General features: G+C 74.3%; 19 protein-coding genes. 11 read left to right on the top strand and 8 right to left on the bottom strand.

The features are described 5' to 3' along the window. The first annotated feature begins 123 nt into the window (after positions 1-123). The 5 genes from GCE86_RS06555 to ctaD all read left to right on the top strand — a co-directional run bounded on the left by GCE86_RS06555 (position 124) and on the right by ctaD (position 5,803). A complete protein-coding gene (locus GCE86_RS06555; RefSeq protein WP_244317302.1) occupies positions 124-1,104 on the top strand; it encodes a glucosyl-3-phosphoglycerate synthase in 981 nt (326 codons plus the stop codon). Between the two features lie 88 nt (positions 1,105-1,192). After that, complete coding sequence (locus tag GCE86_RS06550) at positions 1,193-2,347, top strand: glycosyltransferase (RefSeq protein WP_154226097.1); 1,155 nt, start codon at positions 1,193-1,195, stop codon at positions 2,345-2,347. A 95-nt stretch (positions 2,348-2,442) separates the two neighbouring features. Further along, the gene (locus GCE86_RS06545; protein ID WP_239543035.1) at positions 2,443-2,895 is read left to right on the top strand and encodes a DUF4383 domain-containing protein; all 453 of its coding nucleotides are present in this window, start codon (positions 2,443-2,445) and stop codon (positions 2,893-2,895) included. An 88-nt stretch (positions 2,896-2,983) separates the two neighbouring features. Then, positions 2,984-3,715 carry an ATP-binding protein gene (locus GCE86_RS06540; RefSeq protein ID WP_154226095.1) on the top strand — a complete coding sequence of 244 codons (732 nt, stop codon included), beginning with the start codon at positions 2,984-2,986 and terminating at the stop codon, positions 3,713-3,715. Between the two features lie 87 nt (positions 3,716-3,802). Then, entirely contained in the window at positions 3,803-5,803 is a 2,001-nt protein-coding gene (gene ctaD / locus GCE86_RS06535; RefSeq protein WP_154226094.1) for an aa3-type cytochrome oxidase subunit I, read from the top strand. A 135-nt stretch (positions 5,804-5,938) separates the two neighbouring features. Here ctaD and GCE86_RS06530 read toward each other — a convergent pair whose 3' ends face one another. The 4 genes from GCE86_RS06530 to GCE86_RS06515 all read right to left on the bottom strand — a co-directional run bounded on the left by GCE86_RS06530 (position 5,939) and on the right by GCE86_RS06515 (position 11,868). Next, the gene (locus GCE86_RS06530; RefSeq protein ID WP_154226093.1) at positions 5,939-7,072 is read right to left on the bottom strand and encodes a SigB/SigF/SigG family RNA polymerase sigma factor; all 1,134 of its coding nucleotides are present in this window, start codon (positions 7,070-7,072) and stop codon (positions 5,939-5,941) included. Positions 7,073-7,314: 242 nt separating this feature from the next. After that, complete coding sequence (locus GCE86_RS06525; RefSeq protein ID WP_154226092.1) at positions 7,315-8,727, bottom strand: hypothetical protein; 1,413 nt, start codon at positions 8,725-8,727, stop codon at positions 7,315-7,317. 260 nt (positions 8,728-8,987) lie between these two features. Further along, entirely contained in the window at positions 8,988-10,748 is a 1,761-nt protein-coding gene (locus tag GCE86_RS06520; RefSeq protein WP_154226091.1) for a thiamine pyrophosphate-binding protein, read from the bottom strand. Further along, positions 10,741-11,868, bottom strand: a complete 1,128-nt coding sequence (locus GCE86_RS06515) for a baeRF2 domain-containing protein (protein ID WP_154226090.1) — start codon at positions 11,866-11,868, stop codon at positions 10,741-10,743. Before GCE86_RS06515 ends, GCE86_RS06520 begins: the two co-directional genes overlap by 8 nt. Before the next feature lie 140 nt (positions 11,869-12,008). Between GCE86_RS06515 and GCE86_RS06510 the strand changes: the two genes are divergently transcribed. Both GCE86_RS06510 and GCE86_RS06505 read left to right on the top strand, forming a co-directional pair. After that, positions 12,009-12,557, top strand: a complete 549-nt coding sequence (locus GCE86_RS06510; protein ID WP_208818113.1) for a hypothetical protein — start codon at positions 12,009-12,011, stop codon at positions 12,555-12,557. Between the two features lie 37 nt (positions 12,558-12,594). After that, a complete protein-coding gene (locus tag GCE86_RS06505) occupies positions 12,595-13,458 on the top strand; it encodes an alpha/beta fold hydrolase (RefSeq protein ID WP_154226088.1) in 864 nt (287 codons plus the stop codon). Positions 13,459-13,468: 10 nt separating this feature from the next. On the opposite strand, the gene GCE86_RS06500 is transcribed toward GCE86_RS06505, so the two are convergent. After that, positions 13,469-13,807, bottom strand: a complete 339-nt coding sequence (locus GCE86_RS06500; protein WP_154226087.1) for a DUF3817 domain-containing protein — start codon at positions 13,805-13,807, stop codon at positions 13,469-13,471. A 164-nt stretch (positions 13,808-13,971) separates the two neighbouring features. Between GCE86_RS06500 and GCE86_RS06495 the strand changes: the two genes are divergently transcribed. Together GCE86_RS06495 and GCE86_RS06490 are read left to right on the top strand one after the other, a co-directional pair. Continuing rightward, positions 13,972-15,450 (top strand): glutamate-cysteine ligase family protein, encoded by a 1,479-nt coding sequence (locus GCE86_RS06495; protein WP_154226086.1) that lies wholly within the window; start codon positions 13,972-13,974, stop codon positions 15,448-15,450. A 117-nt stretch (positions 15,451-15,567) separates the two neighbouring features. Beyond that, positions 15,568-16,170, top strand: a complete 603-nt coding sequence (locus GCE86_RS06490; RefSeq protein ID WP_204342786.1) for a hypothetical protein — start codon at positions 15,568-15,570, stop codon at positions 16,168-16,170. Here GCE86_RS06490 and GCE86_RS06485 read toward each other — a convergent pair. Then, positions 16,134-16,703, bottom strand: a complete 570-nt coding sequence (locus GCE86_RS06485) for a GNAT family N-acetyltransferase (protein WP_154226085.1) — start codon at positions 16,701-16,703, stop codon at positions 16,134-16,136. The genes GCE86_RS06490 and GCE86_RS06485 overlap by 37 nt on opposite strands. Positions 16,704-16,842: 139 nt before the next feature. On the opposite strand from GCE86_RS06485, the gene GCE86_RS06480 reads away from it, so the two are divergent. Next, entirely contained in the window at positions 16,843-17,481 is a 639-nt protein-coding gene (locus tag GCE86_RS06480) for a calcium-binding protein (RefSeq protein ID WP_154226084.1), read from the top strand. 110 nt (positions 17,482-17,591) lie between these two features. Beyond that, positions 17,592-20,441 (top strand): AfsR/SARP family transcriptional regulator, encoded by a 2,850-nt coding sequence (locus tag GCE86_RS06475; RefSeq protein ID WP_154226083.1) that lies wholly within the window; start codon positions 17,592-17,594, stop codon positions 20,439-20,441. A gap of 3 nt (positions 20,442-20,444) precedes the next feature. Here GCE86_RS06475 and treZ read toward each other — a convergent pair whose 3' ends face one another. After that, positions 20,445-22,178 carry a malto-oligosyltrehalose trehalohydrolase gene (gene treZ / locus GCE86_RS06470; RefSeq protein ID WP_154226082.1) on the bottom strand — a complete coding sequence of 578 codons (1,734 nt, stop codon included), beginning with the start codon at positions 22,176-22,178 and terminating at the stop codon, positions 20,445-20,447. Beyond that, positions 22,175-24,481, bottom strand: a complete 2,307-nt coding sequence (treY, locus tag GCE86_RS06465; RefSeq protein ID WP_154226081.1) for a malto-oligosyltrehalose synthase — start codon at positions 24,479-24,481, stop codon at positions 22,175-22,177. Before treY ends, treZ begins: the two co-directional genes overlap by 4 nt.

Genomic DNA, 24,481 nt, shown 5'->3' with positions numbered 1-24,481 from the left:
GATCAGGTGTTCGGCATGATCCGGTTAGCAGGGGCGGTCGACTGGGCAAACCAGAAGCCCGTGGTACCGCCACAACCAGGGAGTGTGCCTGTGCGGGATACAGAGTCGATCGTCTCACCCGTGGTGGAGGCCTGGGCCACGTACCGCACCACGTCCGCCGACGACTGGCCGGCCCGGCGCCTCGTGCGGGCCAAGGGGGCGAGCCGGGTCAGCGTGGTGCTGCCGGCGCGCAACGAGGAGGCGACCGTCGGGGCGATCGTCTCGACGATCCGCCGGCACCTGATGGACCGGGTGCCGCTGGTGGACGAGCTGATCGTGGTGGACTCGCGGTCCACCGACCGGACCGCCCAGGTGGCGCGGGCGGCCGGCGCCGAGGTGGTCAGCCAGGACGCGATGACGCGCGGTCTGCCCCGGCTCACCGGCAAGGGGGACGCGCTCTGGGCCGGGCTCGCGGCGGCGGAGGGCGACGTCGTCGCGTTCGTCGACGCCGACCTGCGGGAGTTCCGGCCGCACTTCGTCACCGGGCTGGTCGGGCCGCTGCTCACCGACCCGTCGGTCGACTTCGTGAAGGGCTTCTACCACCGTCCGCTGGTCGGCGCCACGGGGGTCGAGGCCGACGGCGGCGGCCGGGTGACCGAGCTGACGGCCCGCCCGCTGCTGAACCTGTTCTGGCCGGAGCTGGCCGGCTTCGTGCAGCCGCTCGCCGGCGAGTACGCGGGCCGCCGCGACGTGCTGGCGCAGGTGCCGTTCGTGTCCGGCTACGGCGTCGAGACGGCCATGCTCATCGACCTGCTGGAGCTGGTGGGACTGGACTCGCTGGCCCAGGTCGACCTGGGCGAGCGCAAGCACCGGCACCAGGACACCGCGGCGCTGGGCCGGATGTCCGCGCAGATCCTGCTGACCGTCTGGTCCCGGTTGCAGCGGCGCGGCTGGGCGGTGCCGGGTGTGGAGCCGACCGCCCTGCTCACCCAGTTCCGGCGGGGCGGCTCCGACGCCCTGCCCAACCTGGACCGCGAGATCGTCGTCAGCGACGTCTCGATCGAGGAACGCCCCCCGCTGGCGCAGCTGCGGCACCGGGTGCCGCGCCGCCGGGTCGCAGCGTGAGCGCGAGGAGTGAGCCGGGTCTGCGAGCCCCGCAGTCGCGAACCGAGACCAACGCTGTGACGATCGTCCGAGGAAGGGACCGCGCACGATGACACTCACCGTCCTGATGAACGCCGGTCCCTGGTTGTCCGTGCCGCCACCCGGCTACGGCGGGATCGAGAACGTGGTCGCCACCCTGGTGCCGGAGCTGCGGCGGCTCGGCGTGCGGGTGGTGCTCGCCTCGGTGGAGAGCAGCACCCTGCCGGTCGACGAACGGATCTCGGTCTTCCCGGACGGGCAGTTCCACGCGCTGCAACGGCCGTACAACGAGGTCTGCGGGGTGGCCCAGGCGCACCTGCACGGGGTGGTCCGCGCGCTGCACGGCCGCGACGACATCGACCTGGTGCACGACCATGTGGAGGCGGCCGGGCTCGCCACCCTGGCCGCGATGGGCCCGGACGCCCCGCCGGCGCTGCACACCCTGCACTGGGACCTGGCCAAGCACCCCGAGCTGTACGGCAATCTCGACGGCGGCGACCGGGTACGGGTGAACGGCGTCTCCGCCGCGCAGCTCGCCCGGGCGCCGCGGGCCCTCCAGGAGCACTCGGTCGGCCACGTGCACCTGTCCACGCCCCTCGCGGTCGGCGCCGACCGCCGGCCGCCGGTGGCGAAGGGCGAGCACGTCGTCATCCTGGGCCGGATCAACCCGGGCAAGGGGCAGGACCTGGGGGCGCGGCTGGCCCGGCAGGTCGGCTTCCCGCTGGTCCTGGCCGGCCCGGTCGGCCCGTACCACCGGCCCGAGGACCTGGCCGCGGCGGGCGACGAGGCCCGGCAGAACCCGGACGTGCGGTTCTTCTACGACCACGTGGCCCCGCACGTCGACGGGGACCTGGTGCGCTGGGTCGGCACGGTCGCCGGGCAGGAGCGCGACGACCTGGTGGCCGGCGCGCGGGCCTCGCTGTTCCCGCTGCGCTGGGAGGAGCCCGGCGGCACCGCGGTGGTCGAGTCGCTGGCGCTCGGCACGCCGGTGGTGGCCACCGCCCGGGGCTGCCTGCCGGAGCTCGTCGAGCACGGGCGCACCGGGCTGCTCACCGGCGACGAGGAGGAGCTGGGCGAGCTGGTCCTGGCCGCCGGCCTGCTCGAGGAGGACGAGTGCCGGCGGGAGGCGGCCGCCCGGTTCACCCCGGAGCTGATGGCCCAGCGGTACGTGGAGCTGTACGAGCGGGTCCGCGAGCTCGCCGCGCCATCGTTGCAGCCCGCCTGAGCCGGACGGTTCGCGGCGGCCGGCGTTTGCCCCCGGTGTGCCCGGGAATGCCTCCCGGTCCCTTGTCTGGCGAGGAGGCCGGCATGACGAACTCGATGGCCCACTCCCGTGGGCGACGCAACCCGGCCGACGGCAAGGCGCCGGTACGCCGGGCCGCGGCGACCGTCGGCGTGATCTTCCTGGTGATCGGTGTGCTGGGGTTCATCCCCGGCATCACCACCCACTTCAGCGACCTGAAGTTCGCCGGGCACGACTCCGACGCGAAGCTGCTGGGCCTGTTCCAGACCTCGGTCCTGCACAACATCGTGCACCTGCTGTTCGGCGTGGCCGGCCTGCTGCTGGCCCGGACGGTCTCCGGGGCCCGGACGTTCCTGATCGCCGGCGGTGCGATCTACCTCGTGCTCTGGCTCTACGGCATCGTGGTCGACCACAACAGCGGCGCGAACTTCATCCCGCTCAACGGCGCGGACAACTGGCTGCACTTCCTGCTCGGGGTCGGCATGATCGCGCTGGGGCTGCTCACCACCCGGGGTGGGAAGCGCCGCTGAGCAGGTACCGCCCGGGTGGATGTCCGGTTTCACCCGCCCCGGGCGCGGGTATCTCCCAGGTCCTCCGAGATGGAAACGAGGGCCTGGGATGTCGACCCGGATCAGGTGCGAGGTCCGCGACGAGACGCCGGTCACCGTCGTGCGGCTGGCCGGCGCGCTCGACCTGGGCACGATGCGCTCGGTGCACACGGTCCTGGACCGGTGCCTCACCGCGCAGCCGGACGCGCTCGTGGTCGACCTGGAGAACCTCGACGTGACCGAGCCGCTCGCCCTGTCCGTCTTCGCCGCCGCGGCCCGCCGGGCCGCGGACTGGCCGGCCGTGCCGATGGTGCTGTCCGCCCCTCCGCCGGTCGCCGCGACCTGGCTCGCCGGGATCACCGCCTGCCGGGTGGTGCCCGTCCGCCGGGACTGCGCGGAGGCGACGGCGCTGGCCGGTGCGGTGGCGGCCCCGCGGCTGCGGGCCCGGCTCGAGCCGGTGGCGGGCGCCTGCCGGCGGGCCCGCGAGCTGGTCACCGAGGCGTGCGGCCGGTGGAACATCCCGGAGCTGGCCGGCCCGGCCTCGCTGGTCCTCAGCGAGCTGGTCGGCAACGTCGTCCGGCACGCCGGCACCCCGATGCAGGTGACGCTGACCCTGCGCCGGCCGTACCTGCGGGTGGCCGTCATGGACGGCAGCCCGGACGACCCGCGGGCGGCGATCGACCGCGACCTGCGCGCCGAGGGCGGGCGCGGGCTCATGCTGGTGCGCGAGCTGACCCAGCGCTGGGGCAGCACCCCGGCGGGCGCGGGCAAGGTGGTCTGGGCCATGCTGCCCGCGAACTGACCGAATTCTCCGCTCCCGCCTGGTTTGATGGGCAGAGGGTCGGGTACGCGTGCCCGTCCTGTCTGTCGTCACACGGGGTGAGAAGCCATGCCTAAGCGGGTAGTCACGGAGCCACGAGACCGGGGGCCGGCGATCCTCGCGCCGGCCCGGTTCGGCGGCTTTCCCGGCCCGGTCCAGGAGGCGATCAAGGGCAACTCGCTGTGGCGGCTGCTGCGCACCACGGACGCGAAGCTCATCGGCCTGCTCTACCTGGGCACGGCTTTCGCGTGGTTCGTCGTCGGCGGGTTCATGGCGATGCTCATGCGGGCGGAGCTGGGCCAGCCCGGGATGCAGTTCCTGTCCCCGGAGCAGTACAACCAGCTGTTTACCATGCACGGCACGATCATGCTGCTGCTGTTCGCGACGCCCATGGTGTTCGGGTTCGGCAACTACATCGTGCCGCTGCAGATCGGCGCGCCGGACGTGGCCTTTCCCCGGCTCAACGCCTTCGCGTACTGGCTCTACTTCTTCGGGGGCCTGATCGTCCTCGCTGGGTTCATCACCCCGCAGGGCGCGGCGGACTTCGGCTGGACGGCGTACACCCCCCTCAGCACCGCGCAGCACAGCCCGGGCGTCGGCGGGAACCTGTGGGTGGTCGGTCTGGCGCTCTCCGGCCTGGGCACCATCCTCGGCGCGGTCAACCTGATCACCACGATCATCACGCTGCGCGCGCCCGGCATGACGCTGTTCCGGATGCCGATCTTCACCTGGAACCTGCTGCTCACCAGCGTCCTGGTGATCCTGGTCTTCCCGCTGCTGGCCGCCGCCCTGTTCGCGCTCGCCGCGGACCGGATCCTGCACGCGCACGTCTACGACCCGACCACCGCGGGGCCGATGCTGTGGCAGCACCTGTTCTGGTTCTTCGGCCATCCCGAGGTCTACATCGTGGCGCTGCCGTTCTTCGGCATCATCACCGAGATCATCCCGGTCTTCTCCCGCAAGCCGATCTTCGGCTACACCGGTCTGGTGCTCGCCACCATCGCGATCACCGTGCTGTCGATGACCGTCTGGGCGCACCACATGTTCGCCACCGGTCAAGTGCTGCTGCCGTTCTTCAGCATCCTGAGCTATCTCATCGCGGTGCCGACGGGCGTGAAGTTCTTCAACTGGATCGGCACCATGTGGAAGGGGCAGATCACCTTCGAGACGCCGATGCTCTTCGCCATCGGCTTCCTGGTCACCTTCCTGTTCGGTGGCCTCACCGGAGTGCTGCTGGCCAGCCCGCCGGCCGACTTCCACCTGCACGACACCTACTTCGTGGTGGCGCACTTCCACTACGTGCTCTTCGGCACCATCGTCTTCGCCGCGTTCGGCGGGCTCTACTTCTGGTTCCCGAAGATGACCGGGCGGATGCTCGACGAGCGCCTGGGCAAGATGCACTTCTGGACCATGTTCATCGGGTTCCACGCCACCTTCCTCGTGCAGCACTGGCTCGGCGCCGAGGGCATGCCCCGCCGGTACGCCGACTACCTGCCCAGCGACGGCTTCACCACGCTGAACGTGATCTCCACCCTCGGCTCCTTCCTGCTCGGCGCGTCCACCCTGTTCGTCATCTACAACATCTGGAAGTCCTGGCGCTACGGCGCCATGGTGACCGTGGACGACCCCTGGGGCTTCGGCAACTCCCTCGAGTGGGCCACCACCTGCCCGCCGCCGCTGCGCAACTTCGACCGGATGCCGCGGATCCGCTCCGAGCGGCCGGCCTTCGACGCCAAGTACGGCCCGCTCGTCGCCGACCTGGGCCGCGACCTGCCGCAGCGCACCACCAAGCCGCCGCAGCACTTCATGGAGGAGTTGCGCCACGTGCCGTACACACCGGAGTCGCCGGCCGCCGAGGGCGCGCACGGCGCCCGCGAGGCGGTCGAGTACCAGCCCGCGCCGCAGTCCGGCGCCCGCCCGGTCGAGGTGCCGGAGCCGGAGGAGGTGCGCCGGCCCAGCTTCGAGGAGACGATCGAGCCGGACGAGACCCAGTTGGGTCCGCAGCGCACCACGAAGTCGAACCCGCGCTGGGAACACCCCCCGGGGCACGGGGAAGAACAGCAGCGCTGAGCGGGCCGGGACAGCAGCAGGGGGAAGGGCCGGCGCCGTCGGGCGCCGGCCCTTCCGCTCGGTACGCCGTCCACCCTGCCGGCGCGCAATGAGAGAGGCCCCCTGTTAACGCAGGGGGCCATTCCTCACGTTCGGTCAGTCGGCGGCGGGCAGGCCGGCCGCGGCGAGTGAGCGGCGCACCGCGGGCTGCACCCGGGTGAGCCGCAGCGGCACCCCGGTACGGGCGGCCGCGTCCCGGCCGGCCATCAGCGCGGCGATCCCGCCCGCGTCGAAGCCGCCCGCACCCACCAGGTCGACCACCACCTCGCGGGGCTGCCCGGTGACCGCCTCCAGCATGGCCCTGCGGAGCTGGTCGGCGCCGTCGCGGTCCACCTCTCCCCCGACCTCGACGACCACCCGGTCACCGTTCTGCTTGACGGAGATCCGCGCCCGGGCCGGCTCGGACTCGGCCGCGCCGTTCTGCCAGGGTGGCGGCGCGTCGGCGAGCATCGCCTGGCGCAGCCACGTCAGCGCCCGGGAGAGCAGCCGGGACACGTGCATCTGCGAGATGCCGAACCGGGCTGCGATCTCCGCCTGGGTCTGGTTGCCGTAGAAGCGCATGGCGAGGATCCGCCGCTCGCGCCAGGGCAGCCGGTGCAGCAGGCCGCTCACCGTGACCCGGTCGTCGACCGACTCCAGGGCGTTGTCCGACTCGCCGACCAGGTCGCCGAACTCGGCGGAACTCTCCCCGCCGACGGGCGCGTTGAGCGAGGCCGGGCTGTACCCGGCGGCCGACTCCAGCGCCGCGAGGATCTCCTCCTCCGGCGTCTCCAGCCGCTCGGCCAGCTCGGCCACCGTGGGCGCCCGGGACAGCTCGCTGGTCAGCGCCGCCGTCGCCTGCCCGACCTCCAGGATCAGGTCGCGCAGCCGGCGGGGCACGTGCACACCCCAGGTGCGGTCCCGGAAGTGCCGTTTGATCTCGCCGACGATGGTGATCGCCGCGTACGCGGTGAACGAGCCGCGCTCCGGGTCGTACCGGTCGACGGCGTTGACCAGGCCGAGGCGGGCCACCTGCTCCAGGTCCTCCAGTGGTTCCCCGCGGCCACGGTAACGGCGGGCCAGCCGCCCGGCGAAGGGCAGCGCGAAGCGGACCAGATCGTCCCGCGCCTCCTGCCGCCGCTCGGGTGGCAGGCCGGCGATGCGTGCCGCGTACGCCAGCGCCGCCGCGTCGAGGTCCTCCAGGCCCCGTTCGGTGGGTGGTGGTGTGGGTGTGGTGGTCTGTCCGAACATCCGCGCCTCCCTCAGGAAGGTCCCCCGCCCGGATCGGAACCGGTCGTGCGCGTGGTCGGGCCACGCACCGGGCCGGAAGTTGGGTTACGTGACGGAACGCCGGAAGCGGCGGCCGCCCGCCGCACGGCGTCGTGGGCCGTTCCGCGGCGAGCGGTGTCCCCGCTCCGTAGGTACTCAATCACGGACCGCAGGATCGCGAGGATGTTTCGCCAGGTTGGTCGGCGACCCGCCGACCGCCGGCCTCAGGAGACCAGCAACCCCTGGTGGGCGCCCGCGTCGCGCAACGCGGCGAGGGCCTCGGCCATCCGTAGGGGCGGCGGCACGGGCAGGTCGTACGGCTGGTTGCGCAACACCTCCGTGGCACGCCGGGTCGGGACCGCGGTGACCGGGTAGCCGCGCGCCGAGCCCCGGTCCAGGGCGCGCCGGCGGCGGCCGAACCCGGCCACGGCGAGCCACTGCGGCAGGCCCGCGAGGGCCGGCGAGCGGACCCCCGGTGGCTCCGGCAGCACGTCCACCGAGCTGAACGGCTCGCTGCCGGCGAGCCACCACTCGACCCCCTGCACCCGCCGGCGGGTCGCGTTCTCGCACCAGTAGGGCACCAGGCCCGCCCGCAGCACCTGCCACGGGTCCAGCAGCCGGCCGCACTCGACCACCAGGCGGTCACCGGTCTTGCCGGCCCGCCGCAGCCAGCGCCGGTACAGGTCGGCGGTGGCCGCGCTCAGCGCGTCCGGCTGCGGGACGACGACCCGGTGCAGCGGGTGCCCGTGCCGGCCGCCCCATTCCCGGGCGTCGTGTTCGAAACCGGACTCCACGCCGTTCTCGGCGAACGCCGCCGGGGAGGTGACGTCGGCCGGCGTCCAGCGCGCCCCGTCGCCGCCGGCCGAGCGGAGCACCTGGCGCAGCGCGTGCGCGTCCGGGTGGAAGTCGACCGGGTCGAGCCCGCTGGCCGGGCAGCCGACCTGGAAGCTGTGCCCGCTCCCCTCGTCCCGCACCGGCCAGGTGCGCGCGTCGTGCAGGAGCAGCACCGGCGCGCCGGGCTCGAGCCCCTCGGCCAGGAACCGGGCGTACGCGGTGGGCAGCGACCGCCAGCGCACGGCGAGGGAGACGGTGGCGCCCGCCGACGCGCCGCGGCTGGCCGGGCAGTGCACCTGCCGGACGTGCACGCGGGCGTTGCCGGCGAGCAGCCGGCCGGCGAGCGCGGCCCCGTGGTCGAGCGCGGCGTCCGGGCGGTCCACCGCGCCCCGGGCCCAGTGCGCGGCCACCTCGAACCCGGCGGGCAGCCAGGGCACCCCGAGCGCCACCGCCAGGTGCGCCGCGGCGCCGTGCGGCGAGCCGAGCACCGCCCCGGGCCAGCGGCGGGCCGGGTACTGGTCGACGAACCAGCCCGCGACGCCCTCGGCGTCCACGTCGGCGACCTGGCCGGGGCTGAGCGCGGCCCGCCCGGCGGCCCGCGCCGCGGCGGCGCTGCGCACCGGCTCCGGGGCCCCGGTGAAGCGCGACAGCGGCCCCGGGTGGCCGAGGTCGCCGCAGTCGTCGCCGCGCAGCGCCCGGGCCGTCACCGCGACCAGGGTGCGGGCGGCGCTGCCCGCCGCCACCACCCGGTCACCGGTCAGCCCGGCGCCGGCCGTCGTCGGCCCCACCGGCACCTTGCGCACCGGCCCCACCTTGCCTCGATCGCTCACCACGCGGCCCGGCTTCCCGTCCCTCTGGGGTCTAAACGGGGCATCCCCCCACGGGCCGGACCAATCAGCGGGCGGGCACCGGCACCGCGCGCGGCACGCACCGGCGCCGTTCCGCCGTGCCGCGCCGTCGGGGGCGGAACGGGGGCGAAAGCAGCGCGCCCGTCGCCGGGCGACCACGACGGCCGGCACCTCCCTCGGCTGAGGGCGGTGCCGGCCGCACGGGTGGTTCCGCGTTACACGAGGTCCTCCGCCTCCACGGTGGTTCCGGTCTCCAGCACCCGCTCCCGCACCCGCCGGGCCGCGTCCCCGTCGGCGAACAGGCCGCGCAGGTCGGCCAGGGCCGGCTCGGGCGGGTCCAGCGCCACCGCCGGATCGACCACGGCCTCGAGCACGCTGGGCCGGTCGGCGGCGAGCACCTCGTCCCAGGCCGGGCCCACCAGGTCGGGGCGGTCCACCCGCACCCCGTGCAGGCCGAGCAACCGGGCCCAGCCGGCGTACGGCACGTCGGGCCGCCGGGCGGCGAACGCGCCGGGCGGGCGGCCCTCGCCCATCCCGGACTGGTCCCGGTTGTTCAGCACCAGGACCACGAGGCGCGGATCCCGCCACTCCTGCCAGTGGTGCGCCACGGTGATCAGCTCGGCGAGCCCGTTGAGCTGCATGGCGCCGTCGCCGAGCAGTGCGACCACCGGCTCGTCCGGCCGGGCCAGCTTGGCCGCGACCGCGTACGGCAGGGCGCAGCCCATCGAGCCGAGCGTGCCGCAGAGCTGGGCGCGGACGCCCGGAGGTAGTTCCAGGTGCCGGGCGTACCAGTAGACGACCGACCCGACGTCCACCGCCACGGAGCCGCGGCGCGGCAGCCGCGCGGACAGCTCCTGGAGCACGAGCTGCGGGTTGACCGGCTCGGCCGGCGCGGCGGCGCGCTCGGCGGCGGCCTCGCGCCACCGGTCGACCGAGCTCTGCACCACGTCCCGCCACTGGGTGTTGGGCCGGTCGGGCACCCGGGCCAGCAGCGCGCGCAGCGTCTCGGCGGCGTCGCCGACCAGCGGCACCTCCACGGGGTAGCGGCCGCCGATGCGCCGGCCGTCGATGTCGATCTGGATCGTGCGGACCTGGCCCGGCATCGGGAACCAGTCGGTCCACGGGTCGTTGGTGCCGACCATCAGCAGGGTGTCGCAACCGCCCATGAGCTGCGCGGCGGCGGTCGTGCCCACCTCACCGAGCACGCCGGTGTGGAAGGGCAGCCGCTCGTCGAGGACGGGCTTGCCCAGCAGCGAGGTGGCCACGCCCGCGCCGAGCCGGTCGGCGAGCGCGACCACCTCGTCGGCCGCCCCGTGGGCGCCCTGGCCGACCAGGATCGCCAAACGTTGGCCGACGCGGAGCAGCGAGGCGGCGGCCTCCAGGTCGGCGTCGTGCGGCAGCACCCGGGCCAGCGGCTCGCCCGGCGTCGCCGACACCACACCGGCGGTCTGCGGCAGCAGGTCCGGGACGGCGGCGAGCTGCAACGCGTGCGGCAGCACCACACAGGTCGGGCTGCGGGTGGCCGCCGCGGTGCGGAACGCCTGGTCCAGCAGGCCCGGCACCTGGTCGGGGGTGCGGCCGTAGCGGACGAACTGGTTGCAGACGTCGCCGAAGAGCCGGCTCAGCCCGATCTCCTCGTGCGCCCCGCCCAGCGGCCCCGTCACGTCCTCGCCGACGATCGCGACCACCGGCTTGCTGTCCAGCTTGGCGTCGTAGAGGCCGTTGAGCAGGTGCACCGCGGCCGGCCCCTGGGTGGCCAGGCACACCCCGATCTCGCCGGTGAACTTGGCGTGCCCGGTCGCCATGAACGCGGCCGTCTCCTCGTGCCGGGCCGGGATGAACTCCGGGTCTCCGCCCGCTGCGTCCAGCGCGCTGACCAGGGGGGCGATCGCCGCCCCCGGGTAGCCGAACGCCCGGGGCACCCGCCATGCCCGCAGCCGTTCGACGACCAGGTCGGCCACCGTACGGTCAGCCATTGCCGCGCCCGGGCGTGCCGGCGTCGACGTAGCGCAGCACGGCGCCGACCCCGTCGGTGAGTTCCGGCGCCTCCTCCGGCGCGAGCACGGTCAGCTCGGCGTCGGTGCCGATGAGGGCGCGCAGCAGCGCGGCGTCGGCGCGTACCTTCTGCGGGTCGGCCACGGACATGTCCCGCAGCTGCGCCGGGTCGGTGGCGATCTCGGTGGGTTCCGGCCCGACCCACAGCTCGCCGTCGGCGGACGGGTCGTCGACGATGAGCATGGTGTCGACCTGGTTGCGTTGCAGGGCGGCGACCACCGCGTCCAGCCCGGCGCCGACGTCCTCCTGCACGCCGAAGCGGTCCAGCGCGGTGGCGATCCGCTGGTCGGCGACCTCGGCGATGGTCTGCACGGTGATGTCGTCCATCAGCATGTCGTCGGAGCCCACCCTCTCGCGGGAGCCGGCGTCGGTGCGGACCAGCACGTCCTGCCAGCGCTCCGGCAGCTGGGCCGCGATCATCCCGGTGGCCCGGATGTCCCCGGCCACCACCACGACGTCCGCCCCGACCCGGTCGGCCAGCTCGGCGGTGGCCGCGGCGGCGTCACCGGCGTTGTGATGCCAGGCCTCCATGGCCGCCCGCTGGTAGCGGGACTGCGACCAGCCGCCCGGCTGCACCCGCCGCAGCTGCCAGCTCTCCCGCCCCTTCACGGTGGCCCGGCGGGGCACCCCGCCGGCGCTGACCGCGACGGCGTCCGCGCCGGTGCGGTCGGCCAGCACCCGCACCCAGGCGACCTGCTCGCCGCGCTGGGCGACCAGCGGCATGGTGTGCGGCAGTACGGACCAGGTGGCCAGGTCGCGCAGCGGCGGCGCGGAGAGGTACTCGGTGAGCACCACCCGCCCCCGGTTGGCGAAGACCGCGATGCCGTAGTCGCCGGGCATCGGGGTGTGGCGGCGGACCACCTCCTCGACCGCCTCGACGGTCGCCTGGTCGGCGCCCTGCCCGATCAGGTCCCCCTTGAGCGCGCGCCAGCGCAGGTCGACCTGCGGACGTGAGTCGTGGGTGTCCCGGGAGGCGTCCAGGTACACCGAGCACCAGGGCCCGGGACGGTCGTAGAGCGGGCGCAGGAAGGACAGCTGCATGCTCGACCCCTTTCCAGCTCGGCCGCACGCATACCCGCGCGACCCGGGATGTCACCTTCGGCGCGGCCCCGTGACCGGCGTTCATTCACGTCGTTCAACTCCGGGAATCGATACCATCAGTGAACACAACGGGACTCTCGGTGGTGAACATGAACACGGAGCTGCACATCCGCCGCGCCGGTCACCCGACGGAACGGATCCTCACCGGCCGGTTGGTCCGTCTCCTGGAGGGCTACGCCCGCGAGGTGCGGGTGGGGCAGCCGGTGCTGGTCGGGGTCCTGACCGCGGCGGGCGTGGTGGGCCTGCTGCTGCGGGTGGTGCGGGCGCTGCTCAGCAGCGGCGGCGGGGGCGCGCGGCGCAGCTTCAAGGAGTTGAAGAAGGGGCCCGAGTACCTGGTCACCCCGGTCCGGGTGCGCGACGCCGCCGACCGGCTGGTGGAGGTCGAGCTGCACGGCCACCTGCCGCAGAGCGCCCTGCACCCCGGCGACCACGTGCAGCTGACCCTGCGACCGCAGCGCGACCCCGACCTGCCGCCCCGGATCGAGCGCATCGTCAACCTGACCACCGGCCAGTTGCTGACCCCGCGTACCGCGACGCTCTGGTCGCACCTGGGGCCGGCGCTGCTGCTCCAGGCGGCGCTCGGCGTGCTGCTGGTGGCGGCCGTCGCCGCCTGCTCGGCGCTCGGCTGAGGTTTCCGCGCGCGACGGCCGGGGCACCGGCTCACTCATGTTTCCCGGATTCACCCTGGAGCAGATCGACGTCGGCCCGGCCCGCCTGCGGGTCCGGCACGGCGGGTCCGGGCCGCCGGTGGTGCTGCTGCACGGGCATCCGCGCACCCACGCCACGTGGCACCGGGTCGCGCCGCTGCTCGCCGCCGCCGGGCACACCGTCATCTGCCCGGACCTGCGCGGGTACGGCGGCTCGTCGAAACCGCCGAGCGACCCGGCGCACACCGTCTACTCGAAGCGGGCGATGGCCGGCGACGTCGTGGCGCTGCTCGACGCGCTCGGGCATCCCCGCGCGGCGGTCGTCGGCCACGACCGGGGCTGCTACGTGGCCATGCGGACCGCGCTGGACCACCCGGACCGGGTGAGCCGGCTCGCCGTGCTCGACGGGGTGCCGATCGGCGAGGCCCTGGCCCGCTGCGACGCCCGGTTCGCGGCCCGCTGGTGGCACTGGTTCTTCCTGGGCCAGCTGGCCAAGCCGGCCGAGCGGGTGATCAACGCCGACCCGGACGCCTGGTACGGCGGCTCGCCGGAGGCGATGGGCGCGGAGGCGTACGCCGACTACCGCCGGGCCATCCACGACCCGGCCACGGTGCACGCCATGTGCGAGGACTACCGGGCGGGGCTCGGCCCGGACCGGGCGGCGGACGACGCGGACCGGGCCGCCGGCCGCCGGATCCACTGCCCGGTGCTCTTCGCCTGGTCGGAGCGGGACGACATGGTCGACCTGTACGGCGACCCCGCGGCGATCTGGCGCGACTGGGCCGACGACGTGCGCGCGGCGTCGATCCCGTCCGGGCACCACATGGCCGAGGAGGCTCCGGAGGAACTGGCCGCCCTGCTCGCCGGCTTCCTGACCGGGTGAGCCCCGGCGGTCAGCCGACCGGGGTGAGCGGGTGCTCGGTGGCGGCCGGTGCGGCGAGGAGGCCGCGGCGGCGGGCCCAGCGCTCGAAGAGCACCGTGGCGAACGGCGGCACGGCGCAGGCCAGCGCGATCCCGGTGTGCCACAGCGACCAGCGCCGCTGCCGTGCCACCACGAGCACGAGCAGCCCGTACGCCACGAAGAGCGCGCCGTGCACCGGGCCGAAGACGTGGACGCCGACCTCGTTGCGCGGCGGCCCGTACTTGACGGCCATGCCGGCCAGCAGGGCGGCCCACGAGCACGCCTCGGCGATCGCCGCCGCCACGAACAGCCGGATGGTCATCTCGCGCATCGGGCCATGCTAGCCAGCCGTACCGGCCGGAGCGGCCGGGACACCGTGCGACGCGACAGGGATCACCGGCGGGACAGCTGGGTAGTAATGGGTCCCCCGGCTCTTTCCCGCCGCCGCCGTGGCGTGCGAGGTTAGAGGGGACCAACGGTGACAGGGTGGTGACCATGGGCGAGGACGTCGGCGTTCGCACCTTCAGCCGGGAGGACCGGGCCCGCTACCGCGACAAGGTGCGGCGTTGCCTGGACGTGTTCGCCGAGATGCTGCGCGAGTCCCGCTTCGACGTGGAGCGGCCGATGACCGGGCTGGAGATCGAGCTGAACCTGGTCGACGAGTCCTCCGAGCCGGCCATGCGCAACGCCGACGCCCTGGAGGCGATCGCGGACCCCAGCTTCCAGACCGAGCTGGGGCAGTTCAACGTGGAGATCAACGTCGCGCCCCGCCGGCTGGCCGGCACCGGCACGGCCCAGTTCGAGGAGCACGTCCGCGCCAGTCTCAACGCCGCCGAGGAGAAGGCCCGCACGGTCGGCGCGCACATGGTGATGATCGGCATCCTGCCCACCCTGCGCCCGGAGCACCTCACCGCCGAGGCCCTCTCGGCCAACCCCCGCTACGCCCTGCTCAACGAGCAGATCTTCGCCGCCCGCGGCGAGGACCTGCGGATCTCGATCAGCGGGGTGGAGCGGCTGGCCACCACGGCGGACACCATCACACCGGAGGCCGCCTGCACGAGCACCCAGTTCCACCTCCAGGTCGGCCCGGCGCAGTTCGCCGACTACTGGAACGCCGCACAGGCGATCGCCGGCGTCCAGGTGGCGCTCGGCGCGAACTCGCCGCTGCTGTTCGGCCGGGAGTTGTGGCGGGAGACCCGGGTGCCGCTGTTCCAGCAGGCCACCGACACCCGCGCCGAGGAGATCAAGGCCCAGGGGGTACGCCCGCGGGTGTGGTTCGGGGAACGCTGGATCACCAGCGTGTTCGACCTCTTCGAGGAGAACGTGCGCTACTTCCCGGCGCTGCTGCCGGTCTGCGACCCGGAGGACCCGGCGGAGACGCTGGCCGGCGGCGGCGTGCCGAAGCTCGCCGAGCTGCGGCTGCACAACGGCACGATCTACCGGTGGAACCGCCCGGTCTACGACGTGCTGAAGGGGCGCCCGCACCTGCGGGTGGAGAACCGGGTGCTGCCCGCCGGGCCGACGGTGCTGGACACCGTCGCCAACGGCGCCTTCTACTTCGGCCTGGTCCGCGCCCTCGCCGAGTCCGACCGGCCGCTCTGGTCGCAGATGTCGTTCAGCGCGGCCGAGGAGAACTTCACCAACTGCGCCCGGCACGGCATCGACGCGCAGGTGTTCTGGCCGGGGCTCGGCTACCTGCCGGTGACCGAGCTGGTGCTCCGCCGCCTGCTGCCGCTGGCCCACCACGGGCTGGACCGGTGGGGGCTCGACCCGGCCGAGCGGGACCGGCTGCTCGGCATCATCGAGCAGCGCTGCCTGACCGGGCGCAACGGCGCGACCTGGCAGGTGGAGACGCTGCACCGGCTGGAGTCCGCCGACCACCTCGACCGGCCGGAGGCGCTGCGTGAGGTGGTCCGCCACTACGTCGACCTCATGCACAGCAACCGCCCGGTCCACGAGTGGCCGATCCCGTGACCGTCGCGGGCAGCCGACGCGCGGGGGCCGGTGCTAGCGTCGGCCGCGATCTCCACGCCGGCGGCCGGCCCGGCAGCGGTACGGCGCGTTCGGCGCCCGGTCGACTCTGGAGGCGACGTGCGCACCCTGTTCGACGGCGGCGTCGGCGTGCACTACGGACAGTTCTACGTCACGACCGACGACCTGGCGGAGATGACCGAGGCGTTCGCCGGTCAGTCGAACGGCCTCTGCGGCGCCGGCGTTCCGGGAACCCTCTTCCTGCTGACCGGCACGCACACCGGCACGGTGGACCTGCGCGTCGAGTGGCACGACCATGAGCCGCCAGCGCCGGGCGACGCCTGGGAGGAGGTCGTGGAGGTGTCCTACGCGCCGTCCACCCCCACCGTGCACCTCACCGAGTGGGCCGGCGAACGGTCCCGGCCGCTGGAACTGGGCGGGGAGGGCGGGGGCTACCGGGTCCGCTACTGCGCCACCGGCCTGATGGAGGCCCCGCACACCCGCTTCGGCGAGCCGACCCCCGACCGTTACCTGCTCCAGTTCTGGCCGGACGACCCGGCCCGCCCGGACGTCGTGCTCCGGCAGACCACCACCGCCGCCGCATACTGGCACGACTATGCGCGCTCCCTGCCACCGGTGCCGGAGGAAGCGGCCGAGCGGGAACGCCACGCGCGGGCGGAGCGGGATCAGAGCGGGGACGGGTCGTCGCGCAGCCGGCTGTAGAGCCAGCCGTCGCGCCAGGCGCCGGCACGGAACTCGCAGGCCCGGACGATCCCTTCCAGCTGGAAGCCGGCCTTCTCCAGCGACCGCTGCTCGGCGACGTTTTCCGCGTGGGTGCCGGCCTGGATCCGCTGCGCCGGGGTGTGCGCGAACAGGTAGTCGCAGAGCAGCGCCTGGGCCCGCCAGCCGATCCCCCGACCGCGCCACTCGGGCAGCAGGGCGATGCCGATCTCCCAGTACGGCGCGCGTCCGCCGTAGCTGCCCGACAGGTAGCTCACGAGGCCGGCGGCGGACTCCTCGGGGTCGACCTGGACGATCAGCCGGCCGTCCCGCTCACCCAGGTGGCCGTCCTCGGCGTGCCGGCGGGCGGGCGCGCCCGGGTCCCGGAAGCCGGCCCAGTCCAGCCCGACCAGGCCCGGCTCGGTGAGGAACCGGCGGAACATCGCCAGGTCCGGGTCGGCGACCGGGCGCAGTCGGACGGTGCTCCCGCCCGTCTCGTGCGCGATGCCGGCGAGCGCCGGCACGGCCTCATCCATGCCCGGAAGGCTAGCCGCGGACGCCGCGCGCCGCTGCCCCCGCGGGCGTGCACCGTCGGAGCTCAACGTTTGCTGCACATCCCCTCAACGCCCGTTGGCGACGCTTCTCGCACACACCAGCAGCAGAAGGAGAAGCGTCATGCGACACCGTTTCCTCTCCACACCGCGTACCGGCCGCCGGCTCACCCCGGCGGTCGGGACGCTCGTCCTGGCCGCCGCGGGGCTGACCGGCGTCGCCGCACCGCCGGCGTCCGCGGCCGCCGTGGTGGTCCCCGCCGACTGCGGCCCGTACTCGGGGGCGCCGGTGCCGGCCGGATACAGCACGCAGTTCGTTCCCGCCGGCGGGCTCTACACCAGCAGCAACAACAACGGCCGGGAGTTCATCATCGGCACGACCGGTCGCGACGTCATCGTCGGGAGCGTCAACGACGACATCATCTGCGGGCGCGACGGGAACGACGATATCCAGGCGAACAGCGGCGACGACATCGTCTACGGCGGGGCGGTCGGCGACAGCATCTGGGGTGACCTCGGTGACGACAACCTCCACGGCGACGGCGGCGCCGACACCATCCACGGGGACCGGTTCATCGGGCCGAGCGCCCTGGACGGCAACGACCGCGTGGACGGCGGGAGCAACGACGACCACCTCTTCGGTGACCAGGGCGGGGACACCCTGGTCGGCGGTCCGGGTCTCCTCGACGACGGTGACGGCGGCCCGGACGCCGTGTTCGACGACTGCCGGCCCACCGTGGACATCCCCGTCAACTGCCCCTGATCGGGCCGGCACGGCGGTCCGCGGGTCGGCTATGGAGACCTGCGGGCCGCCTGTCGGATCCTCGTCAGGCCCGCTCCCACCACCACCGACGGCGGATAGCGTGACAGGCCGTGGCGGTGGAGTTCCGGGTACTCGGCGACCTGGACGTCCGGATCGACGGCCGGGCGGTCGGGATCGGTCACGCCCGTCAGCAGTACGTCCTCGCCGCCCTGCTGGTCGAGCCCAACCGTGCGGTCGCGACCGGACAGCTCATCAGCCGGGTCTGGGGCGACGAGGTTCCGGACGGCGCCGCGGTCACCGTGCGCGGCTACCTGTCCCGGCTCCGCCAGGCGCTGGCCGGCGCGGAGGACGTCCGCATCGTCCGGCGCCATCCCGGCTACCTGCTCGCGGTCGACCCGGACCGCGTCGACCTGCACCGCTTCCGCGAGCTGACCGAGCAGGCCGGGCGCACTGACGACGACGCCACCGCGATCAGCTGCCTGGAGCAGGCGCTGGGGCTCTGGCGCGGCGAAGCGTTCGACGGGCTGGCCACACCGTGGTTGGTGGCCTACCGGCAGACCCTCGACCGGCAGCGACTCGCGGCCGCGCTGGACCGCAACGACCTGGCGCTGCGCCACGGCCAGCACGGGCGCCTGCTCCCCGACGTCCTGGCGCTGAGCAGCCGGTACCCGTGGGACGAGCGCCTCGCGGCGCAGGCGATGCTCGCCTTGTACCGGTGCGGGCGGCAGGCCGACGCGCTCGAGCAGTTCCACCAGATGCGCCGCCGGCTGGCTGCCGAGGTCGGCACGGATCCCAGCCCGCCCCTGGCACTGCTCTACCAGCAGATCCTCACCGCCGACCCGGTGCTCGCGGCGCCGGACATCCGCGTGGCGGGTGGCGCCGAACCGGCCGCGGCTACCGGCCCGCCGCCTGGCCAGCCCAGCGCGGCACAGCATGCGGGCACCGTGCCCCGGCAGCTACCGGCATCGCCCGGGGTCTTCGCCGGCCGGACCGCCCAGCTCGCGCGCCTCGACGAACAACTCGGCGACGCGGCGCACCCGGACGGCGGGTCACCGGTGGTGATCTCGTCCATCGGTGGCGGCGGCGGGGTCGGCAAGACCTGGCTCGCCCTGCGGTGGGCGCACGCCAACGCCGACCGCTTTCCCGACGGGCAGCTCTACGCCAACCTGCGCGGCTTCGACCCGACCGCGCACCCCGTGGAATGGCCGGCGGTGGTGCGCGGCTTCCTCGAAGCGCTCGGTGTCGAACCGGCACGCGTCCCGCCCGAGCCGGAGGCCCAGGCGTCGCTGTACCGCACGCTCGTCGCCGGCCGCCGGATGCTCGTCGTCCTCGACGACGCCCGCGACGCCGCCACCGTGATCCCGCTGCTGCCCGGCACCCCCACAAGCGCGGTCCTGGTGACCAGCCGCCGGCAGTTGGCCAGCCTCGTCACCACCCACGGCGCACGACCGCTGCCGCTGGACGTGCTGCCCGACGGCGAGGCACACGAGCTGATCGTCCGGCAGGTCGGTGCCGCGCGGGTGGCGCGGCAGCCGGACGCCGTCGCCGACATCCTGCGGTTCTGCGGCGGCCTGCCGCTGGCTCTCGGGATCGTGGCGGCCCGCGCCGCGCTCCGCCCCGACCTCGCCCTGTCATCGATCGCGGCGGAGCTGACCACCGGAGCCAGCCCGCTGGACGTGCTCGACGGCGACGAGGTGACAACGAACCTGCGGGTGGTGCTGTCCAGCTCGGTGCGGGCGCTGACACCCGCGGCGGCGGAGGTCTTCACGCTGCTCGGCCTGGCCCCGGGCCCGGACATCAGTCGCGCCGCCGCGGCCAGCCTGACCGCCCGTACGCCGGACGAGCTGCGCCCGCTGCTGCGCGAGCTCGTCGACGCGCACCTCGTCCAGGAGCACGTCGCGGGTCGGTACCGCATGCACGACCTGGTCCGGGTGTTCGCGGTCGAACGGACAGCCGGGGACCCGGCCGGTTCCCGCGCCGCGCTGTGCCGGCTGGTCGACCACCACCTGCACACCGCGCACGCGGCGGCGCTGCTGCTGTCCCCGCAGCGCGATCCGCTGACCCTGCCCCCCGCCGGACCCGGGGTGGCCGCCGAGCGGCTCGAGGACCTCGCGGCGGCGCTGGCCTGGTTCACCCGCGAGCACCAGGTGCTTCTCGCGACCATCGAGTACGCCGGCGGCAACGGTCTCGACGCCCCGACCGGGCAGCTCTCGTGGACCCTGGCCACCTACTTCGACCGGCAGGGCCACTGGCACGACTGGGCCACGGTGGCCCGCCGGGCGGTCGAGTCGACCCGGCGGCTGGGTGACCGCCCGGCACAGGCCCAGGCGCACCGGCTCCTGGCCGGGGCGTGCTCCAACCTCGGCTGGTACGCCGAGGCGCAGACCAACCTGCTCGCGGCACTGGACCTGTTCGCCGCGCTGGGTGACGACGAGGGGCGGGCGCACACCCACTTCGACCTCAGCATGCTCCAGGACCGGCAGCGGCAGCCCCGCGAGGCCCTCCCGCACGCGCGGCGCAGCCTCGCCCTCTACGAGCGGGTCGGTAGCCCGCTCAAGCAGGCGGTCGCGCTCAACGCGATCGGCTGGTACCACTCCCAGCTCGGCGAGCACCACGAGGCGATCACCTTCTGCCGCCAGGCGCTCGCCCTGTCCCAGCAGGTCGGCAGCGCCTACGGGCAGGCCAACACGTGGGACAGCATCGGCTTCGCCCACCACCACCTGGGCGAGTACGAGCAGGCCGTCGACTGCTTCCAGGAGGCGCTGCGCCTCTTCGCCGAGATGGGTGACCGGCACGCCGAAGGCATCGTGCTGGACCATCTCGGCGACACGTGGGCCGCCGCCGGCCGGCCGGACGCCGCCCGGGACTCCTGGCGGCGGTCCCTCGCGCTGTTCGAGGAGCTCGGCCACACCGACTCCGAGGCGGTACGGCGGAAGCTGACCGCGTGCCCCGAACGGTGAGGATCAAAGCGCCACGACGGCGGCGGACTCCGGTGGCAGCTCGATCCCGTCGCGCATCACGGTGACGCCCTCGGAGGTGGCGAGCAGCACCCGGCGCACCACACCGGGCAGGTTGATCCGCTGCGGCTTGCCGGCCAGGTTCGCCACCACGAGGGTGCCGCCCCGCCGCATCAGCAGGAACTGGTCGCCGTGGCGGACGTCGACCTGGTGGAGCCGGGGGTCGGAGAGGTCGGGGCGGCGCTTGCGCAGCGCGATGAGCCGCCGGTAGAAGTCGTACATCTCCCGGTGCTCGGGCTTGTCCAGCTCGGCCCAGTCGAGCCGGGACCGCACGAAGGTCTGCGGGTCCTGCGGGTCGGGCACGTCGCCCGGCGGCCAGCCGTGCGCCGCGAACTCCCGCCGCCGCCCGGCCGCCACGGCGGTGGCCAGCTCCGGCTCGGGGTGGCTGGTGAAGAACTGCCACGGCGTGCTGGCCGCCCACTCCTCCCCCATGAACAGCATCGGCGTGAAGGGCGCGGTCATCAGGAGGGTGGCGCCGACGCGCAGCAGCCCGGCGGAGAGGGTCTGGGAGATCCGGTCGCCGGTGGCCCGGTTGCCGATCTGGTCGTGGTTCTGCAGGTACGCCACGAAGCGGTGCCCCGGCGTGCGCTGCCGGTCGACGGGCCGGCCGTGGCTGCGGTTGCGGAAGCTGGACCAGGTGCCGGCGTGGAAGAACGCGCCGGTGAGCACCTCGGTGAGGCACTCCAGGGAGCCGAAGTCGCCGTAGTAGCCCTGCCGTTCCCCGGTGAGCAGGGTGTGCAGCGCGTGGTGGGCGTCGTCGTTCCACTGGGCGTGCAGCCCGTAGCCGCCGCCCTCCCGCGGGGTGATCAGCTTCGGGTCGTTGAGGTCGCTCTCGGCGATCAGCGACAGTGGCCGGCCCAGGTGGGTGGACAGGGCCTCCACCTCGGTCGCCACCTCCTCGAGGAGGTGGGTGGCCCGGGAGTCCGGCATGGCGTGTACGGCGTCGAGCCGCAGCCCGTCGACGTGGTAGTCGCGCAGCCACATGAGCACGCTGTCGACGATGTAGCGGCGCACCCCGTCGGAGTGCGGCCCGTCCAGGTTGACGGTGCGGCCCCAGGTGTTGCTCTGCTCGGTGAGGTACGGCGCGAAGCGCGGCGCGTAGGCCCCGGAGGGCCCGAAATGGTTGTAGACGACGTCGAGGATCACCCCCAGCCCCTTGGCGTGCGCCGCGTCGACGAAGCGCTTGAGCCCGTCCGGCCCGCCGTAGGGTTCGTGCGGCGCGTACCAGCAGACGCCGTCGTAGCCCCAGTTGTGCTCGCCGTTGAAGGCGTTGACCGGCAGCAGCTCGACGAGGTCGACGCCGAGGTCGACCAGGTGGTCGAGACGGCCGATCGCCGCGTCGAAGGTGCCCTCGGGGGTGAAGGTGCCGATGTGCAGCTCGTAGAGGACGCTGCCGGGCAGCTGCCGGCCGGTCCAGCCCTGGTCGGTCCAGTCGAACGCCGCGTGGTCGTAGCGGCGGCTCGGCCCGTGCACGCCCTGCGGCTGCCACGCCGAGCGGGGGTCGGGCAGGGCCTGGTCGTCGTCGTCCAGCAGGAAGGCGTAGTCGGTGCCCGTTCCGGCGCCGGGCACCTCGACCCGCCACCAGCCGCCCGCACCGGAGCGCATCTCGTGGTCGGCGACGCCGGGCAGCCGCAGCCGCACCCGGGCGGCTGCGGGCGCCCACACGGTGAACTCGGTCATGCGGCAGCCTCCACGGAGTCGGTGGGAGCGAGGAGGGCGACGGGATAGGTGCTCAGCAGATCGTGCATCAGCAGCTCAGACCCACTGTAGACCCGACCGGTGAACACGTCGGTAACACTGTTGCCGGAAATCGCCAGCGTCGTGTCGCGCCATCCGCCGTCGTGGGCCAGCCGCAGCGGCAGGCGGGTGGCCACCGCGATCGCGCCGCCCCGGTCGAAGGCCACCGCGTGTGCCCCGGCCGGCCCGTGCGCCGGCACCGGCCGGTAGCCGGTGAACAGCTCAGGGTGGGCCCGGCGCAGCCGCAGGGTCCGCGAGACCACGAGCAGCTTGGCCGCGCCGTCGGCGGCCACCGCCGGCTGCCAGCCGGCGTCGAGCCGGGCCAGCAGCTCCCGGCGTACGGCGAAGTCGACCGGGCGGCGGTTGTCCGGGTCGACCAGGGAGTTCTCCCACAGCTCGGTGCCCTGGTAGGTGTCCGGCACCCCGGGCATGGCGAGCTGGACCAGCTTCTGACCGAGCGAGTTGGACCAGCCGGCCGGGGTGATCTCGGCGGCGAACGCGGTGAGCTGGGCGTGCAGCTCCGGGTCGTCGTACATCCGGTCGACCAGGGCGTGCAGCTCGTGCTCGAACGCCGGGTCCGGGTCGGCCCAGCTCGTCGACACGGACGCCTCGCGGGCGGCCTTCTCCGCGTACCCGTGCAGGCGCTCGCGCTCGACGGGCCAGGCGCCGACGGCGGTCTGCCACAGCAGGTGGGCGAGGGCCGGGTCGGCCAGCGGGGCGCGAGACATCCAGTCGGCGACCCGCTCGGCCCAGCGCCCGGGCAGCTCGGACAGGACGGCGAGCCGGGCCCGGACGTCCTCGCCGCGCTTGGTGTCGTGGGTGGAGAGCGTGGTCATGCTCGCCGGCCACCGCACCTGCCGGGCGGCGGCGAAGCGGTGGAACTCGGCCGGCGGCACGCCGAAGTGGGCGGGGCTGCCGCCCACCTCGTTGAGGGCCACGAACCGGCTCCACCGGTAGTAGGCGGTGTCCTCCACGCCCTTGGCCATGACCGCGCCGGAGAGCTGCGGGAAGCGGGCGGCCAGCTCGTGCCCGGGGTCGCGGAGCCGGGCGGTGACCGCGTCCAGCACGGTCGTCAGGTCGGGGCGGCGGCGGCCCGCCTCGGCGCGGGCGGCGGCCAGGTGCCGGGTGCCCTCCGGCGGGTAGCCGCGGTAGACCGGGAAGGCCGCGGCCAGCTCGGCGAGGGCCGCCCGGGCCTGCTCGGCGGGCAGCTCGGGGACGAGGGCGGCCAGCCGGGTCAGCTCGGCGGCGAGCAGCCGCGTGGCGGCCGCCAGCTTGGTGTCGTGGGTGAGGTCCTGCCACGAGGTGTGCCGGCCGGTGAGCCGGCCGTCCAGCGCAGTGAAGTCCGCCTCGGCGTCCGGGTCGACGAAGAGCCCGCCCGCCGCGGCCAGGGCGTCATAGCCGGTGGTGCCGTCGACCGGCCAGTCCGGCAGCTCCTCGCCGTACTCGAGGATCTTCTCCACGATCAGCCACACGCCGGGCGCGGCGGCGCGCAGCCGGGCCAGGTAGCCGGCGGGGTCGCGCAGCCCGTCCGGGTGGTCGACCCGGATGCCGTCGAGGTCGCCGGCGGCGGCCCAGCGCAGGATCTCGGCGTGGGTGGCCTGGAAGACCTCCGGGTCCTCCACCCGCAGCCCGGCCAGGTCGGACACGGCGAAGAACCGGCGGTACGTCAGCTCGGTGTCGCCGCGCCGCCAGTCGACCAGCTCGTAGTGCTGCCGGTCGTGCACCTCCTGGGGCGTCCCGTCGCCGGTGCCGTCGGCGATCGGGAAGCGGTGCTCGTGGTAGCGGAGCTCCCCGTCGACCACCTTGAGGTCGTCGAGCGCGTCGGGGGTGTCGGCGAGCACCGGCAGGAGCAGCCGGCCGCGGTCCCAGTCGATGTCGAACCAGTCCGCGTACGCTGAGGACCGGCCCCGGCGCAGCACGTCCCACCAGGCGGGGTTGGCCGCCGGCCGGGCCACCCCGGCGTGGTTGGGCACGATGTCCACGACCAGGCCGAGCCCGGCCGCGCGCAGCGCCCGGACGAGGCGCTGCCGGCCGCCCTCGCCGCCGAGTTCCGGGTTGACGGCGCGATGGTCCACCACGTCGTAGCCGTGCTGCGAGCCGGGGGTGGCCGTGAGCAGGGGCGCGCTGTAGAGGTGGGTGACGCCGAGGTCGGCCAGGTAGCCGGCGAGACCGGCGGTGGCGTCGAGGTCGAAGCCGGGGCGGACCTGGACGCGGTAGGTGCTGCGGGGGTGAGGGGTGTCGGGCAT

The organism is Micromonospora terminaliae (assembly GCF_009671205.1).
GTDB lineage: Bacteria > Actinomycetota > Actinomycetes > Mycobacteriales > Micromonosporaceae > Micromonospora > Micromonospora terminaliae.
The sequence above is the reverse complement of the archived record's forward strand: the minus strand, read 5'-3'. Positions and strand labels throughout refer to the sequence as shown.

What these genes read in the sequence shown, in the direction of transcription:
- GCE86_RS06545 (WP_239543035.1), top strand. Translation starts at nt 2,443, where the DNA reads ATGGCCCACTCCCGTGGGCGACGCAACCCGGCCGACGGCAAGGCGCCG.
- GCE86_RS06500 (WP_154226087.1), bottom strand. Translation starts at nt 13,807, where the DNA reads ATGCGCGAGATGACCATCCGGCTGTTCGTGGCGGCGGCGATCGCCGAG.
- GCE86_RS06495 (WP_154226086.1), top strand. Translation starts at nt 13,972, where the DNA reads ATGGGCGAGGACGTCGGCGTTCGCACCTTCAGCCGGGAGGACCGGGCC.
- GCE86_RS06550 (WP_154226097.1), top strand. Translation starts at nt 1,193, where the DNA reads ATGACACTCACCGTCCTGATGAACGCCGGTCCCTGGTTGTCCGTGCCG.
- GCE86_RS06485 (WP_154226085.1), bottom strand. Translation starts at nt 16,703, where the DNA reads ATGGATGAGGCCGTGCCGGCGCTCGCCGGCATCGCGCACGAGACGGGC.
- GCE86_RS06530 (WP_154226093.1), bottom strand. Translation starts at nt 7,072, where the DNA reads ATGTTCGGACAGACCACCACACCCACACCACCACCCACCGAACGGGGC.
- GCE86_RS06540 (WP_154226095.1), top strand. Translation starts at nt 2,984, where the DNA reads ATGTCGACCCGGATCAGGTGCGAGGTCCGCGACGAGACGCCGGTCACC.
- GCE86_RS06515 (WP_154226090.1), bottom strand. Translation starts at nt 11,868, where the DNA reads ATGCAGCTGTCCTTCCTGCGCCCGCTCTACGACCGTCCCGGGCCCTGG.
- treZ (WP_154226082.1), bottom strand. Translation starts at nt 22,178, where the DNA reads ATGACCGAGTTCACCGTGTGGGCGCCCGCAGCCGCCCGGGTGCGGCTG.
- GCE86_RS06505 (WP_154226088.1), top strand. Translation starts at nt 12,595, where the DNA reads ATGTTTCCCGGATTCACCCTGGAGCAGATCGACGTCGGCCCGGCCCGC.
- treY (WP_154226081.1), bottom strand. Translation starts at nt 24,481, where the DNA reads ATGCCCGACACCCCTCACCCCCGCAGCACCTACCGCGTCCAGGTCCGC.
- GCE86_RS06480 (WP_154226084.1), top strand. Translation starts at nt 16,843, where the DNA reads ATGCGACACCGTTTCCTCTCCACACCGCGTACCGGCCGCCGGCTCACC.
- GCE86_RS06520 (WP_154226091.1), bottom strand. Translation starts at nt 10,748, where the DNA reads ATGGCTGACCGTACGGTGGCCGACCTGGTCGTCGAACGGCTGCGGGCA.
- ctaD (WP_154226094.1), top strand. Translation starts at nt 3,803, where the DNA reads ATGCCTAAGCGGGTAGTCACGGAGCCACGAGACCGGGGGCCGGCGATC.